The organism is Limosilactobacillus galli (genome assembly GCF_947381495.1).
GTDB classification, from domain to species: domain Bacteria; phylum Bacillota; class Bacilli; order Lactobacillales; family Lactobacillaceae; genus Limosilactobacillus; species Limosilactobacillus galli.
Map to the genome: position 1 here is coordinate 1 of NZ_CANCWK010000006.1, position 17,201 is coordinate 17,201.

General features: G+C 51.1%; 16 protein-coding genes and 1 tRNA gene. 15 read left to right on the top strand and 2 right to left on the bottom strand.

Translation table 11 applies throughout. From position 1 onward, the window contains the following. The 10 genes from tnpA to whiA form a co-directional block, all read left to right on the top strand. Positions 1-273: IS200/IS605 family transposase (gene tnpA / locus QOS10_RS02355; protein ID WP_283593447.1), on the top strand; the 273-nt coding region annotated here is incomplete at its 5' end. 99 nt (positions 274-372) lie between these two features. After that, positions 373-921 (top strand): KxYKxGKxW signal peptide domain-containing protein, encoded by a 549-nt coding sequence (locus QOS10_RS02360; protein ID WP_283593448.1) that lies wholly within the window; start codon positions 373-375, stop codon positions 919-921. 48 nt (positions 922-969) lie between these two features. After that, on the top strand, positions 970-1,455 hold the full coding sequence (locus QOS10_RS02365) for a collagen-binding domain-containing protein (RefSeq protein WP_326520593.1): 486 nt from the start codon (positions 970-972) through the stop codon (positions 1,453-1,455). A gap of 87 nt (positions 1,456-1,542) precedes the next feature. Beyond that, positions 1,543-2,154, top strand: coding sequence for an LPXTG cell wall anchor domain-containing protein (locus QOS10_RS02370; protein ID WP_283593449.1), 612 nt, complete (start codon positions 1,543-1,545; stop codon positions 2,152-2,154). Between the two features lie 165 nt (positions 2,155-2,319). Continuing rightward, complete coding sequence (uvrB, locus tag QOS10_RS02375) at positions 2,320-4,353, top strand: excinuclease ABC subunit UvrB (RefSeq protein ID WP_283593451.1); 2,034 nt, start codon at positions 2,320-2,322, stop codon at positions 4,351-4,353. A gap of 12 nt (positions 4,354-4,365) precedes the next feature. Next, entirely contained in the window at positions 4,366-7,242 is a 2,877-nt protein-coding gene (gene uvrA, locus QOS10_RS02380) for an excinuclease ABC subunit UvrA (RefSeq protein WP_283593452.1), read from the top strand. Positions 7,243-7,316: 74 nt separating this feature from the next. Beyond that, positions 7,317-7,832 (top strand): DUF523 domain-containing protein, encoded by a 516-nt coding sequence (locus QOS10_RS02385; protein WP_283593454.1) that lies wholly within the window; start codon positions 7,317-7,319, stop codon positions 7,830-7,832. A gap of 75 nt (positions 7,833-7,907) precedes the next feature. Next, positions 7,908-8,777, top strand: coding sequence for an RNase adapter RapZ (gene rapZ, locus QOS10_RS02390; RefSeq protein ID WP_283593455.1), 870 nt, complete (start codon positions 7,908-7,910; stop codon positions 8,775-8,777). A gap of 15 nt (positions 8,778-8,792) precedes the next feature. Further along, positions 8,793-9,779, top strand: a complete 987-nt coding sequence (locus QOS10_RS02395; RefSeq protein WP_283593457.1) for a gluconeogenesis factor YvcK family protein — start codon at positions 8,793-8,795, stop codon at positions 9,777-9,779. 11 nt (positions 9,780-9,790) lie between these two features. Further along, complete coding sequence (gene whiA, locus QOS10_RS02400) at positions 9,791-10,729, top strand: DNA-binding protein WhiA (protein ID WP_283593459.1); 939 nt, start codon at positions 9,791-9,793, stop codon at positions 10,727-10,729. A 97-nt stretch (positions 10,730-10,826) separates the two neighbouring features. Here the strand turns inward: whiA and clpP are convergent, their stop codons facing one another. After that, entirely contained in the window at positions 10,827-11,420 is a 594-nt protein-coding gene (gene clpP, locus QOS10_RS02405; protein ID WP_283593462.1) for an ATP-dependent Clp endopeptidase proteolytic subunit ClpP, read from the bottom strand. A 630-nt stretch (positions 11,421-12,050) separates the two neighbouring features. Here clpP and QOS10_RS02410 point away from each other — a divergent pair. Next, positions 12,051-12,182, top strand: coding sequence for a hypothetical protein (locus tag QOS10_RS02410; protein ID WP_263851300.1), 132 nt, complete (start codon positions 12,051-12,053; stop codon positions 12,180-12,182). A 101-nt stretch (positions 12,183-12,283) separates the two neighbouring features. Here QOS10_RS02410 and QOS10_RS02415 read toward each other — a convergent pair. Further along, positions 12,284-12,355, bottom strand: a tRNA-Arg gene (locus tag QOS10_RS02415). A gap of 305 nt (positions 12,356-12,660) precedes the next feature. Here QOS10_RS02415 and gap point away from each other — a divergent pair. The 4 genes from gap (at position 12,661) to eno (ending at position 17,201) form a co-directional block, all read left to right on the top strand. Beyond that, positions 12,661-13,674 (top strand): type I glyceraldehyde-3-phosphate dehydrogenase, encoded by a 1,014-nt coding sequence (gene gap, locus QOS10_RS02420; RefSeq protein ID WP_283593464.1) that lies wholly within the window; start codon positions 12,661-12,663, stop codon positions 13,672-13,674. A gap of 91 nt (positions 13,675-13,765) precedes the next feature. After that, on the top strand, positions 13,766-14,971 hold the full coding sequence (locus QOS10_RS02425) for a phosphoglycerate kinase (RefSeq protein ID WP_283593467.1): 1,206 nt from the start codon (positions 13,766-13,768) through the stop codon (positions 14,969-14,971). 65 nt (positions 14,972-15,036) lie between these two features. Further along, positions 15,037-15,789, top strand: coding sequence for a triose-phosphate isomerase (gene tpiA, locus QOS10_RS02430; protein ID WP_283593470.1), 753 nt, complete (start codon positions 15,037-15,039; stop codon positions 15,787-15,789). 89 nt (positions 15,790-15,878) lie between these two features. After that, positions 15,879-17,201 carry a phosphopyruvate hydratase gene (gene eno, locus QOS10_RS02435; protein ID WP_283593471.1) on the top strand — a complete coding sequence of 441 codons (1,323 nt, stop codon included), beginning with the start codon at positions 15,879-15,881 and terminating at the stop codon, positions 17,199-17,201.

Below are 17,201 nucleotides of genomic sequence, written 5' to 3' on the forward strand. Positions count from 1 at the left end.
AAAATGGAAGTCATGCCCGATCACGTACACGTACTGATTAGTTTTCCACCTAGCAAAGCGCCAACCAGTGCTATCAAGGCCCTGAAAGGTAGAAGTGCTTTTATCTTCCTCAGGAGACATCCAGAAATCAGACAATCCCAATACTGGGGTGGTCATCTATGGTCGCCAAGCTACTACATGAGCACGTTAGGCAATATGAGCAAGGAAGTTGTCGAGCAATACATCAACAATCAAAAATACAACGAAACTAAAAAACGCCCTAACGGGCGCTAAAGGGGCCTATCCATCCCATGACTAAAGTCACGGGATTTCCGGCCAAACATCATTAAATAGGTAATGCTATTTTTACAGAGAAGAGGGATTGTGAACAAGATGAATGAATCGAAGCACTATAAGATGTACAAGGCCGGCAAGCTATGGTTGACCGCCACGATTACGGTGCTGGCTTTTACTGGAATGACGACTGCTGTTAAGGCAGATGATCAGGGGACAAGCACGATAAATACCCAGCAGGTTATTGCTGCTTCAAATGGCCCTGCCGAAAGCACAACGGCTAGTGCAAGTACGGCCACGGCTTCTTCAGCTACGACTGAGAGTGCCGCCGTTGCTGATAACACGCAGGTTAACGTTTTAGAGAATGATTCATCATCAGAGGAGCGTCTACTCGATAATAATCTGTTATCACGGGCAGAATCATTCCATATCTTTGTCAATGAAGTCCAGATTGGTGCGGATGTTAACGGGAATATTGCTACTCGTCACTATATCTCGGGAAATGAGTTTGGAACACGGAACGAGTCGCACAACTACAAGCTGAATGGCCAAAACGGCGACGTTTACTACATTGAGTCATTCGATCGGTTAGGTGCCAATGTCTTCCGTAATTCAAATAGCTACATTATATTTGGTGATCAGGCCTAGGGAAAGATCGAAATTAAAGACCACCACGTTTTTGCCAACGGGACGCGACTGGATCAGCTGAATACAGATTCTGAAACAGTTGATCATGCTAAGCTGGTTGATTTTAATCAGGAATTCGCAGCTTTGCAGAAGTTGGCGGATTTCTATTCAGCTCAGGAACAAACGAATGGTGTCAAGGTTGACTTCAGTGATATGAATAATCGTTATATTGATGTCAGCGGGGTTGCACCAGATGTCAAGGTTATCTACGTCAGTGTGCCGGTAAACTACTTGAGTGATCCACAGCCATTGACGATTAAGGGGCTGAGTTCATCAGAAAATGGGCCGGTTGTAATTGTAAATGTTGATTTGGGATCACAGGCAAATGAGTATTCGATCGGGACGCAGACCAAGTTGGTTTACGATGATAATCAAACGATCAGTCCAAATGAAGGGCATTCCAAGCCTAACCACGTTATCTGGAATTTTGGTAATACTCAGGCAAAATTGAACGTTGGCAGTGGTTATTTCATGGGGAGTGTTCTAGCACCGTAAAGTGAGCTGAATATTAATGTCAACATGGATGGTAACCTGATTGCTAATCGGGTAAATGTTAATGGCGGTGAGACACACCGTTGGGATTTGCGTGGAGATACGGCTAAGCCTCATATTCCATACATTCCGGATGATTTATACCCAGTTATCCCGTCCCCTGACAAGCCGACAACACCGGATGTGCCAGATACGCCAGACGTACCGGATACGCCAACGGAGCCAGAAAACCCGACGACGCCGATGACGCCAGCGCCAATAGAGCCAGAGCAGCTGAGTCAGTCAACGCAGGTTACAGGTGTTACACAGCCAACCGCTCCTGCTCAGCCAGCGGATCATCAACAACCGGAAATTATTCCGCCGCATGTTTCAGAGGACTTAGCCAGTGCGGATGCTAGTCAGTTAACGGTATCGACTGACAATGGTCATGTTCAATCATCGACTGTTGTTACACCGCACCAGCCAACAGGACGTGATCAGGCCCAACAGGCAAGTGAGGAGGCTTTATTCACTATCTCCTCATCAGCAGTAAAGCAAGCTAACCAACCTGCTGTTGCTGCTGACAATGGCGCTACTGGTTATCAGGAAGGCCATGGTCAAGGATTGCCACAGACTGGTAACAGTCAGTCAATCCTTGCTACTATCCTGGGACTGATTACCGGGAGCCTGAGCCTACTTGGCTTGCGCAAACGGCACTTCTAAACTAATTATTAAAAGGTTGCGGAGTTCCCCGCGGCCTTTTTTACTACCGTTTCATATTGATAGACGAATGCATGTTTGGATGCTAAACTGAATAATAGTTAAATAAAGAGAAAGGGCGACCTTTCTCTTTTTCTACGTAAACGGCTAATTAGGGAGGTACATGCAGTGATTTATCGACAGCCAGACAAGAAGTTTGACCTTGTTTCAGATTATAAGCCCACCGGGGACCAGCCCGAGGCCATCGCCGAACTGACCCAGGAAATTGAAAAGGGAGAGAAAGCCCAGATCCTGTTGGGAGCAACGGGGACCGGGAAAACCTTCACGATCTCCAATGTGATTGCCAACGTGAATAAACCGACCCTGATCCTTTCCCACAACAAGACCTTGGCGGGGCAGCTGTATGGCGAAATGAAGAAGTTCTTCCCTAATAATGCGGTGGAGTACTTCGTTTCCTATTATGACTACTACCAGCCCGAAGCCTACGTACCATCCAGCGATACCTACATTGAAAAGGATGCTTCCATTAACGATGAGATTGATAAACTGCGGAACGCCGCCACGACCGCGCTCCTGGAGCGTAACGACGTGATCGTAGTGGCTTCGGTTTCCAGTATATTCGGTCTTGGTAACCCGAACGAGTACCAGAACAGCGTCCTCTCCCTGCACGTCGGCCAGGAGATTGAACGTGATACGGTCCTGAACGACCTGGTCAAGATTCAGTACGACCGCAATGACATCGACTTCCAGCGGGGCCGTTTCCGGGTCCACGGCGATGTAGTGGAGATTTTCCCAGCATCACACGGGGAGACTGCCCTGCGGATCGAATTCTTCGGTGATGAGATTGACCGGATGCGCGAGGTGGATGCCCTGACTGGTGAAGTTAAGGGGGACCGGGAGGAAGTCTCAATCTTCCCAGCCACCCATTTCATGACTAACGAAGACATTATGGACCTGGCTCTGCCGGAGATCGAGGCTGACATGAAGAAGCAGGTCAAGAAGTTTACTGACGAGGGGAAGCTCCTCGAGGCAGAGCGGATCCAGCAGCGAACCAGCTACGACATTGAGATGATGCGGGAAGTCGGCTACGTCAACGGAATTGAAAACTACTCGCGCTACATGGATCGGCGTAAACCCGGTGAGCCGCCATACACTCTCCTCGACTTCTTCCCGAAGGACTTTCTGATGGTCGTCGACGAGTCCCACCAGACGATGCCCCAGGTGCGGGGAATGTACAACGGGGACCGTGCGCGGAAGCAGATGTTAATCGACTACGGCTTCCGCCTGCCGAGCGCCCTCGACAACCGGCCCCTGAAGCTGGAAGAGTTTGAGAAACACGTCAACCAGGTGGTCTACATGTCGGCAACCCCCGGGCCGTACGAGGAAAAGCAGACGGACCGCGTTGTCCAACAGATTATTCGGCCAACCGGTCTGCTGGATCCGACGATTGAGGTCCGGCCAGTGATGGGCCAGATTGATGACCTGGTCGGTGAGATTAACAAGCGAATCGAACGTCACGAGCGGGTCTTTGTCACCACGCTGACCAAGAAGATGTCCGAAGACCTGACCGACTACCTGAAGGACCTCGGTCTGAAGGTGAAGTACCTCCACAGTGACATCAAGACCCTAGAGCGGACCCAGATCATTCGGGACCTGCGGCTGGGGAAGTTCGACGTCCTGGTCGGGATCAATCTGTTGCGTGAGGGACTGGATGTGCCGGAAGTTTCCCTGGTCGCCATCCTCGACGCGGACAAGGAGGGTTTCCTGCGGAACGAACGGTCGCTGATCCAGACGATCGGCAGGGCCGCCCGGAACGAACACGGGGCAGTCATCATGTATGCAGATACGGTTACCGAGTCGATGCAAAAAGCGATCGACGAGACGAAGCGGCGGCGGTCGATCCAGATGAAGTACAACGAAGAGCACCACATTACGCCAAAGACGATCATCAAGCCGATCCAGGATGCGATTACGGCAACGAAACCGAGTGAGGATACCGGCGAGAAGGAAGACAGCACCGAATTTACGACCCGGGACTTTGCTAAGCTGAAGCGGGCCGACCAGGAGAAGATGGTGGCCGAACTGACGGAGCAGATGCAATCGGCTGCCAAGCGGCTGGACTTCGAACAGGCCGCCACGTTGCGTGATACTGTCATGGAGCTGAAGGCGCAGATGACAGGAAAGAAAGTGAAGAAGAAATAAGGGGGATAAGTGATGGCAACCGACAAGATTGTGATTCATGGGGCGCGTGCCCATAATCTGAAGAACATTGATGTGACAATTCCCAAGAATAAACTGGTGGTGATCACCGGTCTGTCGGGATCGGGCAAGAGTTCCTTAGCCTTTGATACCCTGTATGCCGAGGGGCAACGACGGTACGTTGAGAGTCTATCCACATATGCCCGGCAGTTCCTGGGCCAGATGGATAAGCCGGATGTCGATTCAATCGACGGCCTCTCTCCGGCCATTTCGATCGACCAGAAGACGACCTCGCATAACCCGCGGTCGACGGTCGGGACGGTTACCGAGATCAACGACTTCCTCCGGCTCCTCTGGGCACGGGCCGGGACCCCCATCTGTCCCAACGACAACATTCCGATCACCAGCCAGTCGCCGGACCAGATGGTAGACCGGATCCTCAAGCTGCCCGAACGGACCCGCCTGCAGATTCTGTCGCCAATTATTCGTGACAAGAAGGGGACCCAGAAAAAGGTCTTCGACAAAATCAAGCGGGAAGGCTTCGTGCGGGTCCAGGTCGACGGCGAGACCTATGATCTGGATGAGGTGCCGGAACTCGATAAGAATAAGAAGCACACGGTCAACGTGGTGATCGACCGGATCATCGTCAAGGACGGAATCCGGTCCCGGCTCTTCGATTCCTTCGAAGCGGCCCTGCGGCTTAGCGACGGGTACGCCATCGCGGACGTCATCGGCGGCGACCCGATCCCGTTTTCCGAGAAGTACGCTTGCCCAATCTGCGGCTTCACGGTGGGCGAGCTCGAACCCCGCCTCTTTTCCTTCAACGCCCCCACCGGCGCCTGCCCAGAATGTGAGGGCCTGGGATCCAAGCTCGAAGTCGACGTGGACCTGGTTGTTCCCGACCGGAGCAAGACCCTGCGCGAGGGGGCCATGGTACCGTGGAACCCGATTTCCTCCCAGTACTACCCCCAGCTGCTGGAGCAGTTCTGTCAGGCAGTTGGCATCGACATGGACACACCGTTCAACAAGCTTCCTAAGAAACAACAGCAGATGGTCCTCTACGGCAATGGCGATCAGACCTTCCACTTCCACTACGAAAATGACTTTGGCGGAGTGCGGGACGTCGACGTGCTGTTTGAAGGGGTCATCAACAACATCAAGCGGCGCTACAAGGAGACCAACTCTGACTTCACGCGGGAACAGATGCGTAAATACATGACTGAGCTCCCGTGCCCGGTCTGCCACGGCTACCGGCTCAACCAACGGGCCCTGGCCGTGAAGATCGACGGCCAAAACATCGGGGAAGTTTCCGACCTGCCGATCAGCAAGTCGATTGACTACTTCAAGAACATCAAGCTGTCGGAGCAAAACGAAAAGATCGCTAAGCCGATTCTGAAGGAGATCCTGGACCGGCTGACCTTCATGCAGAACGTCGGGGTTGATTACCTGACTCTCAGCCGGTCGGCCCGGACCCTGTCTGGTGGGGAAGCCCAGCGGATCCGGCTGGCTACCCAGATTGGTTCCAATCTCTCCGGCGTAATGTACGTGCTGGACGAACCGTCAATTGGTCTGCACCAGCGGGACAACGACCGGCTGATCTCCTCACTTAAGGCAATGCGCGACCTCGGTAACACCCTGATCGTGGTTGAACACGATGAGGATACGATGCGGGCGGCCAACTACATCATCGACATCGGTCCCGGTGCCGGCGAAAACGGTGGTCGGGTGATGGCTGCCGGAACACCGAAACAGATCATGCGGTCACGGAAGTCACTGACGGGCCAGTACCTGTCCGGCAAGAAGATGATTGAGGTGCCGATGGAGCGCCGCAAGGGTAATGGCAAGCATATCATCCTGAAGGGGGCCGCCGCCAACAACCTCAAGAACATCGACGTTGACTTCCCCCTTGGCAAGTTCGTCTGTGTCACCGGGGTTTCCGGGTCGGGTAAGTCTACCCTGGTTAACCTGATCCTGAAACGAATTTTGGCCCAAAAGTTGAACAACAACTCCGCCAAGCCGGGGAAGTACAAGTCGATCTCCGGGGTCAACAACATCGAGAAGGTCATCAACATTGACCAGTCCCCAATCGGCCGGACCCCGCGGAGCAACCCAGCCACCTATACCGGAGTCTTTGACGATATCCGCGAGCTCTTTGCTCAGACCAACCAGGCCAAGGTACGGGGTTACACTAAGGGCCGGTTCAGCTTCAACGTCAAGGGCGGCCGCTGTGAGGCCTGCCACGGGGACGGGATCATCAAGATCGAGATGAATTTCCTACCCGACGTCTACGTTCCGTGTGAGGTCTGCCATGGGACCCGGTATAACTCTGAGACTCTCGAAGTTGAGTACAAGGGGAAGAACATCGCCGAAGTCCTGAACATGACGGTTTCCGAGGCCCTCGACTTCTTCAGCGCCATCCCGAAGATTCGGCGGAAGCTGCAGACGATCGAGGATGTCGGCTTAGGCTACGTGCACCTGGGGCAGCCCGCCACCACCTTGTCTGGTGGGGAGGCCCAGCGGATGAAGCTGGCCGCTGAATTGCACCGGCAGTCCCATGGGAAGAGCTTCTACATCCTGGATGAACCGACAACGGGACTCCACATGGATGACATCAAGCGTCTCCTGGGCGTCCTGCAACGACTGGTGGATGCCGGCAACACCGTTCTGGTGATCGAACACGAACTCGACGTGGTGAAGTCAGCGGACTGGCTGATTGACCTCGGACCAGAAGGCGGCGAGGGCGGTGGCCAGGTCGTGGCTACCGGAACGCCGGAAGAGGTTGCCCAGGTCAAGGGCAGCTATACTGGAAAGTACCTCAAACAGATGCTTGACCGGGACCGGGAGCTGATGGCTGCTCATGCCGCCAAGAAGAGTCGCCGGAAACGCAAATAAGTAAAGTAAAAAGGGAGCTTCATGCTGGTGAAGCTCCCTTTTGGTGTATCCTGGAAGTTAAGGAGGCGATGGTGATGATTCTGATTAGTGCGTGTCTAGCGGGGTTCAACGTCCGCTATGATGGCGGCAATGCCCGGAACAACCTGGCAGTAAAACTGGTGGCGCTGGGGCAGGCGATTACAGTCTGTCCGGAGATTATGGGCGGCTTTGCAACCCCGCGCGTTCCAGCCGAGATCCAGGGCGGCACCGGCCGGGATGTGCTAACAGGACGGGCTAAGGTGATGAATCGTGAAGGGCGCGATGTGACCAGGCAATACCTGCAGGGCGCCCAGATGGTCCTGAAGATTGCCCGGGATCATGGGGTGACGGCGGCCTTTCTGAAGCAGAAGAGCCCGGCCTGTGGCACCAAGCTGATCTATGATGGCAAGTTTGCCGGCAATAAGGTTCCGGGAGCGGGGGTGACCGCCACCCTGCTCCCGGATCACGGGATCAAGTGCTTTGGGGATGAGGATTTGACACTGGCCAACGTCCGACCGTACGTGGATGCGGTCACCTGGGAAAACCTTCACCACGATAACCTGCGGCCCTGACGAGTAATTATAAGACACGCCCGGCTTGATGTGTTACAATACTTGGGTAGTCCTGATAGAAGAGAGGAAAAGTAAATGGCTGATAAGATGCAGGTAGTGATCATTACGGGGATGAGTGGCGCCGGTAAGACGGTGGCCATCCACAGCTTTGAGGATCTTGGCTACTTCGTAATTGATAATATGCTGCCGAGCCTCGCTGAAAAATTTGTGGATGTGATCAAGAATTCTGGTGAGTTCGATAAGATCGCCATGGTGATGGATCTGCGTTCACGCGGTTTCCACAGCAAGGTCCTGCCGAGTTTGGAAAAGCTGCGCCAGCGTGATGACTTGCAGGTGCGCTTACTGTTTTTGGACGCTGACAACGTTACCCTGGTTTCCCGCTACAAGGAAACCCGCCGTGCGCACCCACTGGCACCCCAGGGCCGGCTCCTGGATGGGGTCGAATTGGAACGGAAGCTGCTGACCGAACTGAAGAGCCGGGCCGATGAGATTATCGACACGACCAACCTGACGCCGCGGAACTTGAAGTTGCGGATCAACAAGCTCTTTGGCCACGGCGAAGGCAGCAACTTCTACGTTGAGGTGATGTCCTTTGGCTTCAAGTATGGTCTGCCATTGGATGCGGACATCGTCATGGACGTCCGCTTCCTGCCGAACCCGTTCTACGTTTCGGAGTTAAAGCATCAAACAGGAAATGATCGGGCGGTCCAGGAATATGTTATGAAGAGTGATGAGGCCAAGGAATTCTACCAGCACTTGTCGTCGCTGATTAAGGGGGCCCTGCCCGGCTATATTCACGAGGGCAAGAGCAGTCTGACGGTTGCCATCGGTTGTACTGGTGGCCAGCACCGGTCCGTGACGATTGCCAACCGGCTGGCTGCCGACCTCAAGGACAGCGGCTACCAGGTCAACCTCTACCACCGCGATGTTGACAAGGCACAATAGAAAGGAAGACAACTTATGTTTCGTAAACCAAAGATTGTGGTGATCGGCGGTGGAACCGGTCTTCCCGTGGTCCTGCGCGGCCTGCGTGACAAGGACGTTGACATCACCGCCGTGGTAACGGTCGCTGATGATGGGGGTTCCTCTGGGATCCTGCGCAACTACATCAACGTGGTACCGCCTGGCGATATCCGGAACGGTCTGGTAGCCTTATCAGAACTGCCGCAACTGGAGTTGGACGTTTTCCAGTACCGGTTCAACAGCCGGGACCAGTTCTTTGCCGGCCACGCCATTGGGAACCTGATCATCTCGGCCCTTTCCGAGATGAAAGGCGGAATCTTCACCGCGGTTCAGGAATTGTCCGATATGATGAAAATCCGCGGGCACATTTATCCGGTTGCCAACGAGCCGCTAACCCTGAATGCTGAATTTACCGATGGGACAACCCTGAGCGGCGAATCTGAGATTACTGCGGCCCACAAGCAGATCAAGCGGGTTTGGGTCACGCCGTCCAACGATGGGGATAGTCACCAGGCCAAGCCCGTTCCCGAGGTCATTCAGGCCATCAAAGAAGCCGACCAGATTGTCCTGGGACCGGGAAGCCTGTTTACCAGTATCCTGCCGAACCTGATGATTGACGAGGTTGGCCGTGCCGTCTGTGAGAGCAAGGCGGAGGTCGTCTATATCTGCAACATCATGACGCAGAAGGGGGAGACCGACCACTTCACCGATGCCGACCACGTTCGGGTCCTCAACCAGCACCTCGGCAGGAACTTTATTGATACGGTTCTGGTCAACATCCGGCCGGTACCGAAGAACTACATTGATTTTCAGGAATGGAACGAAATTTCCCAGCCAGTTGGCCACGACTTCCAAGGCTTGCGTGACCAGGGGTGCCGGGTGATCAGTTCTAATTTCCTGCGCCTCAAGGATAATGGGGCCTTTCACGACCGCGATTTGGTGGTGGACGAGTTGATCAACCGCCTGCACCAGGTCCATGACTAGGAGGTAATTTTGTGTCGTACGCGAGTGAAGTAAAGAAGGAATTGACGGCAATCAAGGTTCACCAGAAGAACGCCCAGGCTGAACTGATGGCGCTGATCCGGATGAACGGCAGCATCGCCCTGGTTAACCACCAGCTGATCTTGAATATCCAGACGGAGAACCCGGCGATTGCCCGGCGGATTTATTCGCTATTAAAGGAGTTTTACCACGTGGAGAGCGAAATCGTGGTACGGCGCAAGATGAAGCTCAAGAAGAACAACCAGTACATTGTCCGGTTGCGCTATGCGGCCCAGCACGTCCTCGATGACCTGGGAATCTTGCAGAACCTGCAGATCAAGGAACGGGTGCCGATGGAGCTGCTCGATGATGAGTGGATGGTGCGTTCATACCTGCGGGGGGCTTTCCTGGCCGGGGGGTCGGTCAATAACCCCGAGACATCGCGCTACCACCTGGAGATCTATTCCCTGTACGAGGAACACAACGAGATGATCGCCCAGATGATGAACAAGTTTGGCCTCAATGCCCAGACAACGGCCCGGCGCAGCGGCTTTATCGTCTACTTAAAGGAAGCCGAGAAGATTGCTGACTTCATGTCTTTGATCGGGGCCACCAACTCGATGCTCCAGTTTGAGAACGTCCGAATTGTCCGGGACATGCGGAACTCGGTCAACCGGCTGGTCAACTGCGAGAACGCCAATATGAACAAGATTGCCAATGCCTCGACCCGGCAGATTGAAAACATCCGGCTGATTGATGAACGGGTCGGCATTCAGACACTGCCGGACAAGCTGCGCGAGATTGCCGAGACCCGGCTGGCCCACCAGGAGGTTAGTTTGAAAGAACTCGGTGAGCTGGTACCGGGCGGCCCGATCTCCAAGTCAGGGGTCAACCACCGGCTGCGGAAGCTCAATGCCTACGCGGACGAGCTGCGAATGTCCAAGGCAGAATAACCAAAAAGTACACCTGCAAAGTTGTGGGTGTACTTTTTGCGTCTAAAATTGAAAAAGCACCGGGCGACGAGTCGTCCAGTGCTGATCAGCCGAATAATTACTTCAGCTTAGAATTGTTTTCCATGACCCCGTCGAGCAGACCGTAGTCCACCGCTTCTTGAGCCGTAAAGTAGTGGTCACGCTCCGTATCTTCTTGGATCTTTTCGATCGGTTGACCGGAGTTCTTAGCGAGGATGCCGTTCAGCATCTTCCGGGTCTTCAGGATTTCAGTGGCAGCAATTTCAATTTCAGTTTGCTGACCCTGGGCTCCACCAGATGGTTGGTGAATCAGAACTTGTGAGTGTGGCAGACCAAAACGCTTGCCCTTGGCACCAGAGGATACCAGGACACTGGCCATGGAAGCAGCCATACCGATAACAATCGTCTGAACATCAGCCTTGATGAAGTTCATCGTGTCGTAGATCGCCATTCCTGACGTAACGACACCACCAGGTGAGTTGATGTATAAGTAAATGTCTTTTGTTGAATCTTGCGCATCCAAGAACAGCAGTTGCGCAACGATTGAGTTTGCCATGTCGTCTTCGATTGGACCAGACAGCATAATGATCCGGTCCTTCAGAAGCCGTGAGTAGATATCATAAGCACGTTCACCACGAGATGATTGCTCAATGACAGTTGGAACTAAGTTCATGTTGTGGCCTCCTTATTGATTAGCACTCATTAGTATTTATTGCTAATGGATATTAATACTATAACCGATTGGTCAAAAAAGGTCAAATGTTTTGTCCTAAATAATAAAAACGGGCCTGGCAAATGCCTAGGTCCGTTCTTTGTCGAGGGAGTTTTGAGTGTTACTTTTCATTAGCGTTCTCGGAAACCATGTCTAATTCAGTAGCGGCACTTTGCTGGTCGAGTTCCTCCCAGTCAGCAGCGGTCTTGAATACGTTTAATTTACTAGTATCTTCCATGATATTACCTCCATAGATGTTAGTTAATTTTATTATTTTACTTTCGTTAATTAAGCAGCTCCTCACCACACATTGAATACTACATCATATTGGTATAGTTTGCAATACCCCTAATAGCAATATATTTGAAAAGGTTTTCTTAAATTGGTATAGCTCAAAGAGGGGAGAATAACGGGTTGCGGGGTTGGTAACGTTTAGCAATTTGGGGTAAAAGATAAAAATATTTTGCTGATTTTATTAGCCATGCAGAAATAAATGGTTGAAATACCGTCAAGGGTTGCTTTTTAAAACGCGGCCCGGTATAATTGGAACGTTAATTAATTTACGTTTGATATAAAAGGAGGCATATTCACATGCGTAAAGCACACCCATACGGCGTACAAGGCCGTCGCCCAGTTGCTCCTAAGTACAAGCGAGCATTAAAAGAAAAGAAGATCGAAGCTATTCGTAAGTGGGCTAAGGAAAAGCCAGCCGACGAAAAGTAATGATTCAAAAAAACAGTCCAGCATCTGCCGGGCTGTTTTTTATTATCAATATTTATTGATGAACGAAAAAAGGCAACCGTCAAAACGGCTGCCTTTTGTAATGCGCCCCCCGGGAGTCGAACCCGGATCTCGAGAACCGGAATCTCACGTGCGATCCATTACACTAAGGGCGCATGTTGCTGTGTTGTATCAATCAACGTTTATTATAATATCCTATTCTCGATTGGATTGCAACCATTATTTGAAACTTTTAATCAAGATAACGTTTTCACAAGAAAAAAGCGAATTTCTAGGGCGATTGAATAGACAATTAACAATAAGATGGGTATTATAAGTAGCGTAAGGTTTGTATATTGCTTAGACCTTACTGCATTAGTTTTACATTTTAGAATGAGTATAAATTACTTGTCCTAAAATCGGAATGTGATAAACTAAGCATGTACGCTAATTATGTTTTCCTAAAGGAGGAAATTGCAGTATGACTGTAAAGATTGGTATTAATGGTTTCGGCCGTATTGGTCGTTTGGCATTCCGTCGTATTCACGAACTCAACACTGATGACATCGAAGTTGTTGCTATCAACGACTTGACTTCACCAGAAATGTTGGCTTACTTACTGAAGTACGACTCAACCCAAGGTCGTTTTGATGGCGAAGTTTCATCAACTGACAAGGGTATCGTTGTTGACGGTAAGGAATACCCTGTATACGCAGAACGTGACGCACGTAACATTCCTTGGGTAAAGAACGACGGTGTTGACTTTGTCCTTGAATGTACTGGTTTCTACACTTCTGCAGAAAAGTCCCAAGCTCACTTGGACGCCGGCGCAAAGCGTGTTCTGATTTCTGCACCTGCTGGTAACATTCCTACTGTTGTCCCAGGCGTTAACTTGGACACTTTGAAGGCTGACGACAAGATCGTTTCCGCTGGTTCATGCACGACCAGCTGCCTTGCCCCAATGGCATACTGGCTCAACAAGAACTTCGGTATCAAGGTTGGTACTATGACGACTGTTCACGCCTACACTGGTAGCCAAGCTGTCCTTGACCAACCACGTGGTAAGAAGTTCCGTAACAACCGTGCTGCCGCTGTTAACACTATTCCTCACTCAAGTGGTGCTGCTAAGGCTATCGGTCTGGTTATCCCAGAACTGAACGGTAAGCTTTCTGGTCACGCACAACGTGTTGCTGTACCTACTGGTTCATTGACTGAACTTGTTACTATCCTTAACAAGAAGGTTTCAATTGATGAAGTTAACGAAGCTATGAAGAAGGCTTCTGAAAACAACCCAGCTTACGGTTACACTGAAGACCCAATCGTTTCAAGTGATATCATCGGTTCTACTTTTGGTTCAGTATTTGACCCATCACAAACCGAAATCATGGAAGGCGAAGACGGTACTCAATTAGTTAAGACCGTTGCTTGGTACGACAACGAAAACGGCTTCACTTGCAACATGATTCGGACTCTGCTTCACTTTGCAGAACTTTAATCTGATTGCTTAAATAAGCTTTTTTGTAAAAGGTGGGAGGAGGAGACTCCAACCGCCTTTTTCTTAACAGAGAAGGAGGAAACACATAGTTATGGCTAAATTAACTGTTGAAGACCTGCCATTAGAAGGCAAGAAGGTCTTAATGCGGGTTGACTTCAATGTCCCAATTAAGGATGGTGTTGTTGGCGATGACAACCGGATCGTTGCCGCACTGCCAACCATCAAGTACGTTATCGAACACGGTGGCCGGGCAATCCTGTTCTCCCACCTTGGCCGGATTAAGAAGGAAGAAGACAAGCCAGGTCTGTCCCTTCGTCCAGTTGCTGAACGGCTTTCCAACTTGCTGAACAAGCCAGTTACCTTTGTTCCAGTAACGGAAGGCAAGCAGCTTGAAGATGCCATCAACAACATGAACAACGGTGATGTTCTGCTTGTTCAAAACACCCGTTACGAAGATGTTAAGGATGGCGAATACGTCAAGCGTGAATCTGGTAACGACCCTGAATTAGGCAAGTACTGGGCTTCACTTGGTGACGTCTTTGTTAACGATGCTTTCGGTACTGCTCACCGTAAGCACGCTTCCAACGTCGGGATTGCCACTAACATGCCAGGCAAGGCTGCTGCCGGTTACCTGATGCAAAAGGAAATTAAGTTCTTGGGTGACGCCGTTGACAACCCAGAACGTCCATTTGTTGCCATCTTAGGTGGTGCCAAGGTTTCTGACAAGATCGGTGTTATCGACCACCTGCTCGACAAGGCTGACAAGATCATCATCGGTGGTGGGATGGCTTACACCTTCTACGCTGCCAAGGGTATCAAGACTGGTGACTCCTTAGTTGAAAAGGACAAAATTGATGTTGCCAAGCAAATCCTTGACAAGGCCGGCGACAAGATCGTTTTGCCTATCGATAACGTAGTTGCTGACAAGTTCGACAACGATGCTAACACCAAGGTTGTTGAAGGCGACATTGACGATGGCTGGATGGCTCTTGACATCGGTCCAAAGTCAATCAAGGAATTCGAAAACGTTCTGAAGGACGCTAAGACGGTTGTTTGGAACGGCCCAATGGGTGTCTTCGAAAAGCCTAACTTCGCCAAGGGAACCCTTGAAGTTGGTAAGTTCCTTGGTACCTTAGCTGACGCAACCACGATTGTCGGTGGTGGTGACTCAACTGCCGCTGTTAAGCAATTAGGTGTTGCTGGCAAGCTTACCCACATCTCCACTGGTGGTGGGGCTTCCCTGACCTACCTTGAAGGTAAGGTATTACCAGGAATTGCTGCAATTTCTGAAAAGTAATCAAATCTTTACGAGCGGAACCGATATTTTGTACGGTTCCGCTTTTTTGAAGGAGTGATGATGTGATGCGGGTACCGATGATTGCGGGCAACTGGAAGATGAACAAGACGGTCGCTGAGGCGGTGGCCTTCGTTAAGCAGGTTAAGGATCAGCTACCGCCAGCCAGTCAGCAGGAGACGGCATTAGCGGCTCCCACCCTGGCACTGGTACCAATGGTATCTGCAGCGGCTGGTTCGCCTTTGAAGGTAATGGCCGAAAACTGTTACTACAAGGATAGCGGTGCCTTTACCGGGGAGACGAGTCCTAGGGCCCTTTATGCTGCCGGAATTCACCATGTTATTCTTGGCCACTCCGAACGGCGCAACTACTTTCATGAAACCGATGAGCTGATCAATAAAAAGGTCAAGGCCGCCCTGGCCAATGATCTCTGCCCGATCGTCTGCTGTGATGACACGATGGGCCGGCGGATTGCTTATGACCAGAAGATCCACTGGGTGGTCAACCGGATCCTGGCCGACGTCAAAGACCTGAGCGAAGACGAGGTGGAAAAGGTTACAATTGCCTATGAACCGAACTGGGCGATTGGCACCGGTCAGAGTGCCGATCCAGACCAGGCCGAAGAGGGCTGCTACCTGATTCGGCAGACCATCTCGGACATGTATGGCTCCAAGGTGGCCAACAACATTCGGATCCTATACGGGGGCAGTGTGACAACCAAGAATGTCGGGGCACTGATGGCCCAGCCGGATATTGATGGCGCGCTGGTTGGCGTCGCCAGCCTGGACCCGAAAACCTTTTTACAAATCGTCAATCATTAACGGCGAAAAGCTTGTTTTTAGTTGTGCAAAATAATACAATATTACTTGTGGAATGTATCCAAATATAAGACAGAGGAGAGATTCATCAAATGTCACTTATTACAGATATTTATGCACGTGAAGTTCTTGATTCACGTGGTAACCCAACCGTTGAAGCTGAAGTTTACACTGAAGCTGGCGGTGTTGGCCGTGGGATTGTCCCATCAGGTGCTTCAACTGGTGAACACGAAGCCGTTGAATTGCGTGACGGTGACAAGAACCGTTTCGGCGGCAAGGGCGTACTGAAGGCCGTTGCTAACGTTAACGATGTTATTGCTAAGGAAATTGTTGGGATGGAAGTTACCGACCAAATTGCCATTGATAAGGCAATGATTAAGCTGGACGGTACTCCTAACAAGGGCAAGCTTGGTGCCAATGCTATCTTGGCCGTTTCATTGGCTGCTGCTCGGGCTGCTGCTGATGAACTGCAAGTTCCTCTTTACAACTACCTTGGCGGTTTCAACGCTCACGTACTGCCAACACCAATGATGAACGTTATCAACGGTGGTGCTCACTCTGATAACAAGGTTGACTTCCAAGAATTCATGATCATGCCAGTTGGTGCACCAACTGTTCGTGAAGCTATTCGTTGGGGTTCAGAAACTTTCCACGCCCTGAAGAAGGAATTGGAAGCTGCTGGTAAGGTAACCTCTGTTGGTGACGAAGGTGGATTTGCTCCTGACTTTGCTAACAACGCTGAACCATTTGAATACCTGATCAAGGCTATCAAGGACGCCGGCTACAAGCCAGGTAAGGACATTGCCATTGCCTTTGACGTTGCCGCTTCCGAACTTTGGGACGACGACGCTAAGAAGTACAAGCTTCGTTGGTCAACTGGTGAAGAATACACCACTGACGAATGGATCAAGTACCTGTCCGGCATCATTGAAAAGTACCCAATCGTTTCTGTCGAAGACCCAATTGACGAAAACAACTGGGATGACTGGGTAACCCTTACCAAGGAACTTGGCAAGAAGGTTCAACTTGTTGGTGACGACTTCTTCGTAACTAACACCGACTACCTGAAGAAGGGTATCAAGATGGGTGCCGCTAACTCCATCCTGATCAAGCTTAACCAAATCGGTACTTTGACTGAAACGGTTGAAGCTATCGAAATGGCTAAGGAAGCTGGTTACACTGCCATCGTTTCACACCGTTCTGGTGAAACTGAAGACACGACGATTGCTGACTTGGTTGTTGCTACTAACGCCGGCCAAATCAAGACTGGTTCTATGAGCCGGACTGATCGTCTTGCTAAGTACAACCAACTTATGCGGATCGAAGACCAACTTGGCGACGTTGCTCAATACAAGGGTATTCACTCATTCTACAACCTGAGTGAACAAGCTCGTCAAGACATCGAAAACCGTTAA